At 47.1% G+C, this 11,935-nt stretch carries 12 protein-coding genes; 4 read left to right on the top strand and 8 right to left on the bottom strand.

Annotated features, from left to right (window positions below):
• Nucleotides 1–227 precede the first annotated feature (227 nt).
• From cysW to MIC7113_RS20785, 3 genes are all read right to left on the bottom strand, one after another.
• Nucleotides 228–1,106: a sulfate ABC transporter permease subunit CysW gene (cysW, locus tag MIC7113_RS20795; protein ID WP_015184155.1), complete on the bottom strand. Its 879-nt coding sequence runs from the start codon at nucleotides 1,104–1,106 to the stop codon at nucleotides 228–230.
• Complete coding sequence (gene cysT, locus MIC7113_RS20790) at nucleotides 1,099–1,953, bottom strand: sulfate ABC transporter permease subunit CysT (protein WP_015184154.1); 855 nt, start codon at nucleotides 1,951–1,953, stop codon at nucleotides 1,099–1,101. Before cysT ends, cysW begins: the two co-directional genes overlap by 8 nt.
• A 106-nt stretch (nucleotides 1,954–2,059) precedes the next feature.
• Nucleotides 2,060–3,244: a sulfate ABC transporter substrate-binding protein gene (locus MIC7113_RS20785; RefSeq protein ID WP_015184153.1), complete on the bottom strand. Its 1,185-nt coding sequence runs from the start codon at nucleotides 3,242–3,244 to the stop codon at nucleotides 2,060–2,062.
• Between the two features lie 344 nt (nucleotides 3,245–3,588).
• Between MIC7113_RS20785 and MIC7113_RS20780 the strand changes: the two genes are divergently transcribed.
• The 4 genes from MIC7113_RS20780 (at nucleotide 3,589) to MIC7113_RS20765 (ending at nucleotide 6,515) form a co-directional block, all read left to right on the top strand.
• The gene (locus tag MIC7113_RS20780) at nucleotides 3,589–3,879 is read left to right on the top strand and encodes a hypothetical protein (protein WP_015184152.1); all 291 of its coding nucleotides are present in this window, start codon (nucleotides 3,589–3,591) and stop codon (nucleotides 3,877–3,879) included.
• 444 nt (nucleotides 3,880–4,323) lie between these two features.
• Complete coding sequence (locus MIC7113_RS20775; protein WP_015184151.1) at nucleotides 4,324–4,623, top strand: hypothetical protein; 300 nt, start codon at nucleotides 4,324–4,326, stop codon at nucleotides 4,621–4,623.
• 176 nt (nucleotides 4,624–4,799) lie between these two features.
• Complete coding sequence (locus tag MIC7113_RS20770; protein WP_015184150.1) at nucleotides 4,800–5,162, top strand: VOC family protein; 363 nt, start codon at nucleotides 4,800–4,802, stop codon at nucleotides 5,160–5,162.
• 42 nt (nucleotides 5,163–5,204) lie between these two features.
• Entirely contained in the window at nucleotides 5,205–6,515 is a 1,311-nt protein-coding gene (locus MIC7113_RS20765) for a recombinase family protein (protein ID WP_015184149.1), read from the top strand.
• Here MIC7113_RS20765 and mltA read toward each other — a convergent pair.
• The 5 genes from mltA to MIC7113_RS20740 form a co-directional block, all read right to left on the bottom strand.
• A complete protein-coding gene (mltA, locus tag MIC7113_RS20760; protein WP_015184148.1) occupies nucleotides 6,505–7,806 on the bottom strand; it encodes a murein transglycosylase A in 1,302 nt (433 codons plus the stop codon). The two genes, MIC7113_RS20765 and mltA, sit on opposite strands and share 11 nt — an antisense overlap.
• Nucleotides 7,807–7,859: 53 nt before the next feature.
• Complete coding sequence (locus MIC7113_RS20755) at nucleotides 7,860–8,111, bottom strand: hypothetical protein (protein WP_015184147.1); 252 nt, start codon at nucleotides 8,109–8,111, stop codon at nucleotides 7,860–7,862.
• 63 nt (nucleotides 8,112–8,174) lie between these two features.
• Nucleotides 8,175–8,945 carry a hypothetical protein gene (locus tag MIC7113_RS20750; protein WP_015184146.1) on the bottom strand — a complete coding sequence of 257 codons (771 nt, stop codon included), beginning with the start codon at nucleotides 8,943–8,945 and terminating at the stop codon, nucleotides 8,175–8,177.
• 59 nt (nucleotides 8,946–9,004) lie between these two features.
• A complete protein-coding gene (locus tag MIC7113_RS20745) occupies nucleotides 9,005–9,382 on the bottom strand; it encodes a Mo-dependent nitrogenase C-terminal domain-containing protein (protein WP_015184145.1) in 378 nt (125 codons plus the stop codon).
• A 713-nt stretch (nucleotides 9,383–10,095) separates the two neighbouring features.
• Complete coding sequence (locus MIC7113_RS20740; protein ID WP_015184144.1) at nucleotides 10,096–11,856, bottom strand: ribonuclease J; 1,761 nt, start codon at nucleotides 11,854–11,856, stop codon at nucleotides 10,096–10,098.
• Between the last annotated feature and the right edge of the window lie 79 nt (nucleotides 11,857–11,935).

The following is an 11,935-nucleotide window of genomic DNA, read 5'->3' as shown; positions in this document are numbered from 1 at the left end:
TGGTTGGTGCTTGGCTGGTTAGCACTCAACTTTTGAGGAAAAAATAATATATAGCCAACTTGGGCTTTTCTAATCTATCTCGTGATAGAGCCAGTGTGCTAAATCAAGTATCTGCCCCTAAAACAAAAATATACAAAGACTAAGGGCGCACAACCGTGCGCCCCTACTGCTTCAAGCTTATCAATTATTAGGAATAAATGAGCGATCGCTAATCGGTTAGCTTAATTTTAATGAACACCAGAACGACGACTCGTTCTACGCTCTAAAATCTCTTTAGCGATAAGCGTGACAACTGCTAGCAGAGTCAGCAATACAGCAGCCGAGTAAGCCGCTTGAGTTTCATATTGCTTGTAAGCCTCTTCCACAAACAGCGGCAGAGGTTGGGTTTTACCTGTAATGTTACCCGATACAACCGCGATCGCACCAAATTCACCCATGGCTCTAGCATTGGTCAAAATCACACCATAGAGCAAGCCCCAGCGTATATTGGGCAGGGTGACGCGCCAGAAGATTTGCCAATCATTTGCCCCCAGTGTTTTGGCACATTCTTCTTGGTCAAATCCAGCCTCCTCCAAAACAGGAATTACTTCACGAGCCACAAAGGGCATACAGATAAAGGCTGTTGCCAATACCATTCCAGGAAAGGCAAAGATAATCTTGATATCATGAGCCTCTAAAAACGGCCCAAACCAACCGTTCCGTCCATAGAGCAAGACAAGCATCAACCCTGCCACCACCGGTGAGATGGAAAAGGGCAAGTCTATAATACTCAGGATTAAAGCGCGTCCAGGAAACCTTTTACGAGCAAGTGCCCAAGCGGCACAAAGACCAAAAATCGTGTTTAAGGGGACGGTAATCAGTGCCAAAAACAATGTTAACTTTGCTGCATGAAGAAAGCTGGGTTTAGTCAGTTGTTCTAAAAAGACCCCAGCTCCCTTGCTAAACGCTTGCACAAACACGTTTAAAGCTGGGATGAGCAGGAATAAGCTGAGGTAGACAATGGTTACTCCAATCAGGACGACTGGAACCCAATTAATTGACTTTTTGGAGGAAGCATGGGTTGTGGAAGATGTAGGGTGGTGCAAAGAGGGTTCTAAATTATGCATAACGTTTTCCCCAAGCTTGCAGAAGATTAATAGCCAGCAGGATTAATAACGAAATCACTAACAACACGGTGCCAATCACAGTAGCTCCCGAATAGTCGTACTGTTCCAATCGTTGAAAAACTAATACGGGTGCAATTAAATCTTTATAGGGAATGTTAGATGCCACAATTACCGTCGAACCATACTCCCCAACCGCTCGTGCAAATCCCAGAGCAACACCCGTTAAAACGGCTGGCATTAAAGGGGGTAAAATCACTCGCCAAAACGTCTGCCATTGAGAAGCACCCAAAGCCCAAGCGGCTTCCTCCACTTCTTTTTCCAGTTCTGATAGAACCGGCTGCACTGTTCTGACTACAAATGGCAGCGAAATAAACACCATCGCCACCCATACTCCCAAGCGAGTAAAGGACACTTTAATCCCAAAGGGAGCCAGCAAAGCACCAATCCAACCGTTATTGCTGTAAACCGTTGCTAGTGTTAAACCCGCAACCGCCGTAGGCAACGCAAAGGGGAAATCGATTACGGCATCAAGAATTTTTTTGAACGGAAAGTTATAGCGAACCAAAACCCAAGCAATCAACGTGCCAAACACGCCATTGACGGCTCCCGCTAGCAAGGCGGTGACAAAGGTTACATCATAAGTGGATAGGGCAACCTCACTGGTCGCAATTCTCCAAAAATTAACCGGCCCTTCAGTACTGGCTTTGAGTAACATAGCCAACGTTGGCACAAAGAGCATCAGGGTAAGATACCCAATGGTGATTCCCCAAGGCCAAGAAAATTTGCTCAGTGGAGCGATTGAATTTTTCCCAGCCGGATTGGGCTGGAAGGGAGAAGATATAGCCATTGTTTGTTATTTGTTATTGGTTATTGGTTGTCAGTTGTTGATTATTAGCAGACTAACAACCAACAACTAACCCGTAAAAATTAGTAACCAAACATGAAGATGATTTCTATTTGCCCGCTTGAATTTTGTCGAAGACAGCACCGTCATCAAAGAATTCCTTCTGGACTTTGTCCCATCCCCCTAAATCATTAACTGTAAAGAGGGTTTTAATTTTGGGGAATTGGCTTTCCACTTCTTTCTCGACAGTGGGGTCAACCGGACGAAATCCTACCTTGGCAAATTCTCGTTGTGCTTCGGGTGTATAGAGGAATTTGACAAAAGCTTCGGCAACTTCACGAGTCCCGTGCTTATCCACGTTTTTGTCTACAACGGCAATGGGATTGTCGATGGAAATATTGACATCAGGAATCACGTAAGGAAGATTTTCACCTTGCTGTTTCGCCAGAATCATCTCGTTTTCGTAGTTGATTAAGGCATCACCTTGACCTTGCTTAAAGAATACGTCGGTGGCTTCCCGTGCATCTTTGGGCATGACTGGAACGTTCTTTAAGACTTTTTTCGTAAAGTCCAACGCTTTAGCCTCATCCCCGCCTGTTTTTGTCACCGCACCCCAGAAAGCCAAAAAGTTCCAGCGTGCACCTCCAGAGGTTTTGGGGTTAGCGGTAATCACCTTGACATCTGGCTTGGTCAGGTCTGCCCAAGTAGTAATGTTTTTGGGATTTCCTTCGCGGGTGACGATAGCGCCTACAGATTTGCTAACAATGGCTTCGTTCGGGGCTTCTTGTTCCCAACCCGGTTGAATCAGGCCAGCTTTCTCTATTTTCTTGGTGTCGAGGGCGAGGGCGAGGTGTACCACATCGGCTTCTAAACCATCAATCACAGCACGGGTTTGGGAACCTGAACCCCCGTAACTTTGCTTGAAGGTGACGTTTTGGTTATGTTCTTTCTTCCACTGTTCAACAAATTTGGGAATGATTTCGTCGTGGGCGGCTTTGGTGACAGCGAAAGAAACAAGGGTTACCTCCACGTCTTTTTTCTGACTCGCCCCGCTATTAGCAGAATTGCTGGGTGCAGTTGTGCTGTTGTTCCCTCCTCCAGAACAAGCTGAGATTGCCACACTCAAGCTGACTCCAACCAGAAACAGAGACAGAAACCCCCGCCGAGAACTGTAGTTTAGCTGACTTCTTTGCTGCCCACCCAACTTATTCCCTGGCACAGCTTTAACAACACTATTAATAATTTGCACTATCAAGTACCTCCCCTCTTGGGGAAGGCGTTGCCACTTGCTCATGAAAATACTCCTATTAATCTACGGTAAGTGCGTGGATTTACCGGACTTAATGAATACTGACATGTTTCTCTAATTTTGGAAAGTAGTTTTCCAAAAAATTCATCTAAAACCCGACTACTTTACCGTAGATTATGGGGGTTAATGGCGTATGGGCATCCTCGGAAATTGCTCTAGTCGAAAAATAAAAGCCTTGGCTTACCACAAGGTAGACTCTCAGCCTGTCTAACCCTAGGCAAGAGCACCTCTACCCAACTTTTTTGTCACGATAGCAAATTATCCCGATGGGGACGCACCACCGAAGAAAAAAGAATTCAGCTAGGTTGTAATGCTGAGGTAGTCATTTCATGAAGAATGGGCAATGTCCTAAGTGTGGTTCCCCTGAAGTCTTTAGCAACACGAATCGAAAATTTCCGGCACTCAATACAATGACGATAGGTTCAGGTAACTTCGGCAATCGTTACGCCTATCTCGATACCTATGTTTGTGTTGGTTGTGGTTATGTAGAAAACTATGTGGCTAAACAAGCCGATTTGAACTATATCAAAGAAGAATGGACTTCTGTTAGAGAAGGTAACAATCAAGTCCATGATTCCTCTAGCGAAGATTCCGTGAGTCTAGGCTTTGCCTCCCTGTAATGACAAGCTCTTTTCATCAATTGTTCATTTCGCCTACTCGTGCAATAGAGTGGGGCAATATGATGGCCTTATCGCCTTTTCTCTTGAGAGGAATTCAAGGGCAGCCCTTATGGCTGCCCTTCCTGATTTCAGGGTACCCGCAAAGGGTTGGCGTAGACAATAGCAGATTGACGAAAAAATAAATCGGCTAATAAGCGTAAATCATTTGAGACACATGGCTGAAGCAACAGCTCTTAGGGAAAGAAGACAATTTAACAATGAAGACTAAAATTATCTCCTAAGACTTAGGGCAAAACTCTACAGCCATGCAAAAATAGTCCAATTTATAAGGTTTGGTCAGAGTAAATCAACGGCCTTCGTGCTATTTTTTGAACCTTGCACATGTCTGTAAGGTAATCAACTCTCAAACACAAGCGCTTGTTAGTAAAAATTGAAGTTAAATCAATGCAGATTCTTCACGCCATTACTCAAACTGACTCAGGCTACACACTTAAAGTTTGGGAACCCGCCGCCATCACAAAAGATAGAGTTCGTCCGTTTCTGTGGGAAATGAACCTCAGCGCTGCAACCACTGACGAATTTGAATTTATCTTGGAACAAATTAACCTTTTACATACATACCACACTGAGACATCAGGAATAATTCCGTTGTCAAGTCATGATGTAAATAGAATTGACATTGGCAACCCGTTGAGTGAATCCATGGAAAGCGCCGAATGTACAACTTCTTGTTTATGCACTTAGAGCCTAATCATAATTAAATGAAATCTTGAAACTGCGCCTTGAGTGTGGAAGCGGGGATGCCTGTTGTTGAGTAGAAAGAGGCTGATATTGAATCGATGTTCGCCTAGGCGGGTGATTTAGGTCAAAATTAATGGCATCAGACTAACCTCCCTTCGATTCCTTCCTTCAAACTCGTGATGCAGATTACCCAGTGTCTTCATGTCGCTGTTCTTGTTTCTGACTTGGAAAAGGCAGAGCATTTTTATGGCAATATTTTAGGATTATCTAAAGTAGAGCGCATACTCAAATATCCAGGCGTTTGGTATCAGGTGGGGGACTTTCAGATTCACCTGATGGTAGACTCATCCATTCAACCAAAACTGCAAAATCCCGAAAAATGGGGACGTAACCCCCACCTCGCCCTATCCGTTGCTGACTTGGATGCCGCCAAAAGCCAGCTATTAGAACATGGCTGTGCTCTACAAATGAGCGCATCGGGTCGCGCTGCGCTGTTTACTCAAGACCCAGATGGTAACATCATCGAATTAGGTCAGGCTTAGGGTATAAAGGATTACACCCCTACGGGATGCGATCGCGATTGCATGAAAATTGTTGCCTACCTTTACAGTGACCCCCTCCTTGAATCCCCAGCGAACCCAACGATTTGGGGATTTGAGGTGGATCAAATTTATCAAGATTTGGGAGGACGTCAGCAATTGCAGCAGTTGTTGGCGGATTGCCATGTCGAACCAGCCAATTACTTATTACTCCAGCGCTTAGATGCACTAGGGGACACCATAGAAGAAGTTAGCGATCGCCTCACTCAACTCGAATCTCTGGGTATCGAAGTCATTGCTACAGAGCAATCCTACAACTCTTCTCAACTCGCCACTACCAATAGTCCGAATATTCGGGCAAATTTATTTCAACTCATTAATGAAATTCAAAAAGACCAATCTAGCCGTCGTATTCGTCAAGGACACGCCCGGAATCGCCTGAAAGCTCTCCCTCCACCTGGAAAAGCACCCTACGGCTATCGACGCGGTAAAGATCGCTACATCATTGATCGTTCGACAGCCCCTGTCGTCAAAGACTTTTTTGAACAGTTTCTCCTGTATGGCTCCTTACGGGGAGCCGTGCGATATCTAGAAAAAAAGTACAATAAAAAAATTTCCGTGTCCACTGGGTGGCGTTGGCTAACCAACCCCATCTATCGGGGTGATTTAGGCTATCACAATGGTGAGGTGATTTCTGATACCCATAACCCCATTCTCAACCGAGAAGAAGCCGCCCAGATAGACCGCCTGCTGCGTCGCAACCGCCGACTTCCTCCCCGTACCGCCAGCGCCCCTCGCTCTTTGGCGGGTTTAGTGGTCTGCGGGGAGTGCCAGTCTCACATGACGGTGACCAGTGTCACAAGACCCCGCACCAGCAAAGAATACCTCTACCTACGTCCGATTCGCTGCCCCAAGCGTCCCAAATGCCGTGCGATCGCTTACGAAAAAATACTTTTATACACAATTGAGGCAATATGTCAAGATTTACCTCGTGCCGTCGCGAGTATGAATACCCCTAGCTTGGATGGGGTAAAACAATCGCTCGACCTTCAAATTGCCCAAAATGAGGGAATATTAGCCCAACTCCCGGCCTTAACCGCAACAGGTGTCCTCGATACAGAAACGGCTGATTTACGTGCCTACAAACTCCGGGCAGAAATTTCCCAACTGCGCTCCCGACTCGCGGCACTACCCCCTGTCAATTTACAAGCGATCGCCCAAGCCGTTTCCATTCCCCAATTTTGGAATGATTTATCGGAATCTGAACGCCGATTCTACTTTCGAGAATTTATTCGACACATTGAAATCATGCGTCAAGACCAGGAGTGGTGGCTGAAACTCATTTTTATTTTTTGAGCAGCAAGTAATAAAGTTCTCCTGTGCCGTTAATCGCCCCGGCGCGATCGCCGGCTTTTGGCCCTGTTCCCATAAAGATATCGACGCGACCGGCTCCCTGAATCGCACTACCCGTATCCTGATCGAGTACGTAGCGATTCACCATCCGAGTTTCGAGTTGATTGGTGGCGTTGGAGTAAGGGATAGGGGCATTAATCAGCGCTAATGCTCCTGGTGGCATCAGGGATTTATCTGTGGCAATTGATCGCTCTGCGGTTACAGGTACATTAATGCTACCCGTCGGAGGTGCCCCGTAGGTTTCCTTAAAGAAAACAAAGCTTTGATTGCGGGGTAAATATTGACTCAGTTCGCTCGGATTGGCGCGGAAGTAATCGATCAGAACCTGTAATGTCAATCCCTCCAAGGGCAATTTGCCATCTTTAACCAATTCTCGCCCGATGCTGATGTAGGGGTAATTTGTCTTGCCGGCATAACCGACAGTCATCTGCTTGCCGTCGGGGAGTTGAAGACGGGCGGAACCCTGAACTTGAACAAGAAATGCCTCTAAGCGATCGCGCAGCCAGACCAGTTCGCCCCCTCTAAGTTGGCTCTTTGTCCCTAAACCATCTTCCCCTTCTAACTCAGCACGGGTTGGATGAGGTGTCTTCCACCTGGAGAAGTTAGCAGGCAGTGTGTAGAGGGGATAGCGATACTCGGCACTTTGCCTGCGACTCGCCGCATAAATCGGTTCAAAGTATCCCGTAAATAGGACTGTTCCCTGTTCGTCCTTCCCGACAGACTTGTAAAAAACAAACTCGCGCTGGACTGCCGCTTGTAACTCGGCAGGAGAACGGGAATTGCGAACGAGTTGGCGGAAACGCACGAGGGAACGACGGACGCGATCGCGTGTTATCCCTGGTACTGGATACTTCCGATAAACCTCAGCCGCCTTGGGTGAAGCCAGAAAACGTAAGCTGTTGTCGATCGACTTCAACAGCGCTTGCCGATCTCCCGGTTGACCCGGATTCCCCCACAACTGCTCGTCTAAACCCAATGCATTTAGATTGACCTGACTTTCATCTAGGTTTAGGGGTCGCAGTGGCACACTGACCTGACCCGCTGCTGGATTAACAGGTTGCTGCGCTAAATTCCTCTGACCCGCCTTCAGGTTAACGGGTTGCTGCGGCGCATCAGCAAGGGCTAAACCATTCGCACTCAAGAAAGCCATCCCTACAGTTAGGGAGAGCCAAGTTATTGTTTTTCGCATACTCACCAAGAATTTTCCAACCTTTAGCCATTGCTCGTGGGTCATGGGTCATGACGCCTTGGTCAACCGATCCCTGACTTCTGACCCTTGACCCCTGACTAAAAGCGATCGACGCTTCCAGCGTAAACGGGTTCCACCCGAATCGCGGTGACGCTAGAGGGACGCAGCACCATGTACTCCCCTTGGATATTTTTGATCGGCACGTTAATGAAGTCCTGAGAAGTGGCTTTTGGCATCAGTTCACCACTGTACCACTTTTGAAATTCTTGAATGGTGGCAAAACGTACTTCTTCCCGGTGGCCACTTGACAAAAAGATGTATACGGCGTACTCATCTGGGGTTCTGGGCATGGAAAACAATCCTTAATCCGTAACCCAATTATTATCAGCGACTAGGCGGCGGAAATCACACCTTCACGACAATAAGCTATACCGTTGCAGCAAAGTTTCCAGCACCGAAGGCAGAGTTTGTTGTAAATCTTTTGGCTGTTGAAACCGCAATTGCTGGTAACTGGGCAAATCAAAGGGAAATTGTCCCGGTAAGTCTGGTCGTTCCATCTGTACCAGCAAAATTTGTTCGGTGCGCTTGGCTGTTAAGGCATAGCCCATCTCCACACAAACATGAGGGCTGGGAATTAATAGAGGCGTTTTGTCTCCATCGATTCGAGCGACTGATGTCCCATCGGCAACAAACAGCAGACTTTTGCGGATTTTACGCATTTGGGTGCTGCTTAAGCGCATGGGTTCACCAACAGGGCGTCGGGATTCTTCCAGTGTGAGGGGTACGCGAGAGCGCGGGTTAAAGGTTTCCAGAGTCTTCGAGAGGGCGTTACGCAGCGCCTCACTAGAACCGTTGTACTCATTTTGGTAGCTCAAAAAAATGATGGGTTCTAGTTGCGCCATCACTTCAAGCTTTGTGAAATAAATCTCGTGAGAAATCAAGTCAATGTTGGAAATCGCATAACCACCACTGCCTTCGATGTAGAACTCGACGGTTTCCCCTTCCAGGTAGCGCCCAAACCAAACGGAGTGTTTCACATCCTGGCTATCGTCTAAAAAGTCAGCTCTTAAACCTGACTTGAGCAAGCTATTTTTGCTCAGACGCAAATCATGAGGGCGTTTCTCCAGTTCTTTAATCGGTTCATATTGCTGGAGATACCAGGCTTTCAGGGCAATGATGGCCATGATGTCTTACAGATGCACGGTTTCCCGACGCCCTCCACTAAAATCCTTGAATTGGAATTTTAGCAGTAAGCGGAGATATCTTCACCACATTCATCAGCGAGGTAACACAAAGCCCGAAAGCGCAATGCGACGACTTCCTCATACAACGGATTCAGCTTGCACATGGGCGGAATATGAAACAGAGTACGACCAAAGAGTTTGATCTCACGTTCAAAGGGACACTGCGCTGGGATGAGTTGGCAGAGTCGATGCGCCATTTCAGGGCTGTTGACATCAACACTATCAAGCCACTGCCTTACAGGATGAAGTAGGTCAAAGGTTTTCTTGGCTTTGGGGAAATTGGTCGAGGGGGTTGATTGAGAAGAATTTTTAGCTGGCTGCGTCCAAACCCAACTTGTAATGGTCAGATTCTTTGCTGTATGCTCGGATACATTCATAGTTCCTTTCCTGTGCTTGGGAAAAGCGAACTGGATCGCCTGTCATTTACCTACAACCGCTCAGCATTCAATACCGGATAAATTCCGGTACCCTTTTGGGTGAATTGCCATACTCTAGTAGGGACGGACATGTCGGCTAAAAGAGTCAAACGCTTGTTTGTAACTATTACAGGTGTCGCGGTTCTGGGTGGTCTGACCCTCGGTCTAGGTAGCTGGGGTCAATATCGCTACTGAATCAGCAGCTTATCTTAAAGCCAAATTGATTGAGATGCACGCTCGCGAATAACAGGGGTTCGGGTAAGTAAAAAAACCTAAATGATCCGGGCGAAAATGAATGACGTATCTATCTAAACTTTTAAACTGATATCGCTGGTTATTGATATGGTTACTGAAACACAAGGCAATTACCTTAGTAATTTCACTGAACTTTTGTGAAGTTAGATTGAGAGTCTCAGTAACATCACTTAACAGGATAACCGATCTGTGTAGTGAACATCATAAAACAAAAGACTGACTTTGCCAGAGAATAATTCTTCCTGGACAAAATCAGTCTGATCAAACGTGTCCTGTAGTAGACCGGGCTGTAGGAGGGAGGAAGAGAGGGAACTGACTCAACCCGGTTTTCTAGATTCTTTACAAACCTTCATCTTTTCCCGCCAACCTCGGTCGCCTCTTGCGGTTGGGCAGGGGTCAATCCTTTGTACCCAGCGAGACTAGGAAGCCACCCTTGCTGTTGACCGTCGGCGTCGCCCCGTGACCTTGACCGGGGGTTCCTCCGGAGCTTGGAGCAAGAAGACCACGAGGGGATGACTCTGAAGTTCACGTCGGGCTAAACGGCGCAAGTCATTCTCAATTTGCACTTGCAAGCCCGCCCAGTCGATCTCCAACTCACTACCCTCGAAGGACTTGGCAAAGTCTGTCCAGCGCTCCGTTAATGTCCTTTCAATGGCCTTAATCACCAACTGTTCCAACAGGGATTTCTCAACCAGGGAGACAACCCCTCGTAGGTGGATTTCTGGCTTGGCGAGCAGCTTGCCCTCCCAGTCTACGGCTGCCGCGACGGTAACAACACCATCTTCTGCCAGTTGCTGCCGTTCTTTGAGAACGTTGTCATGGACAATGCCGCATCGATCAACCAGTTCAATCCCTGATGGCACCTTGCCCGCGACTCCAATGCTATTTTCCGTGACTTCTACGATATCCCCGTTGTCGATCACCACCGTATTTTCCGGGGGGATGCCCATCGCCTGAGCCATCTTGGCATGTTGCACCAGCATCCGATGCTCACCGTGAACCGGCACAAAGAATTTCGGTCGAGTTAGGGATAACATCAACTTCTGGTCTTCCTGTGCGCCATGACCGGAAACATGGATTCCCTTGTCGCGACCATAGATGACATTAGCTCCCTGGATCATCAGCTTATCGATGGTATTGACCACAGCAATAGTATTGCCAGGAATTGGGTTAGCGGAGAATACCACCGTATCGCCCTGTTTGATTTTAATTTGTCGGTGTTCGCCATTAGCAATTCGTGTCATTGCCGCCATCGGTTCACCCTGAGAACCGGTCGTCAGAATCACGACCTTTTCGGGAGGTAAGTTGCTAACGGCATGTAATGGCTCAAACAAGTTATCCGGGCACTTGATGTAACCAAGATTACGCGCGTGGGCGATGACATTGAGCATTGAGCGCCCGACCACTGAAACAACCCGTTTGTGTTTTTGCGCGAGTTGCAAAATGATATTCACCCGGTGCACTGACGAGGCAAAGGTTGTGATCAGTACCCGTCCAGGTGCTTGAGCGAAAACGCGGTCTAGATTGGGATAAACTGCACTTTCTGAAGGGGTGTGTCCTGGGACTTCTGCATTGGTCGAATCACTGAGTAAGCAGAGTACTCCTTTCTCTCCATGTTCTGCCAATCGTTGGAAATCGAAGAATTCGCCATCCACGGGTGTATGGTCAATTTTGAAATCTCCCGTATGAATCACGACACCGAGTGGAGTGTGGATGGCAATGGTGAAACTATCCGCCATGGAGTGGGTATTGCGAATAAATTCAACCACGAATGAAGTGCCAACTCGTACCATGTCACGAGGACTCACTGTCTTCAATACCGTGCGATTGGCGACTCCCGCTTCTTCCAGTTTGCCTTGCAGCAACGCCATGGCTAGACGTGGCCCATGAATGACGGGAATATCAAATTGCTTGAGGTGATAGGGAATGCCGCCGATATGGTCTTCGTGACCGTGGGTGACAATCATCCCTTTAATTTTGTGGCGATTTTCCCGCAGATAGGTCATATCTGGGAGAACAATATTCACCCCGTGCATTTCATCGTTGGGAAAAGCAATTCCTGCATCTACAAGGATAATTTCGTCGTTGATCTCTAAAATACAGGTGTTTTTTCCAATTTCATGCAATCCGCCTAGGGGAATAATTTTTAAGGCTGATGCAGATTTTTTGTTGTTAGTCATTTGCCTCCTTTGAGGTTGAGGTATGGGTTTATCTTTGTTTACGGAATTCAAAATCGTTCAAACCTAAAAGAACAGTGAG

Origin of the sequence: Allocoleopsis franciscana PCC 7113, from assembly GCF_000317515.1 — a bacterium.
Classification (GTDB): domain Bacteria; phylum Cyanobacteriota; class Cyanobacteriia; order Cyanobacteriales; family Coleofasciculaceae; genus Allocoleopsis; species Allocoleopsis franciscana.
The sequence above is the reverse complement of the archived record's forward strand: the minus strand, read 5'-3'. Positions and strand labels throughout refer to the sequence as shown.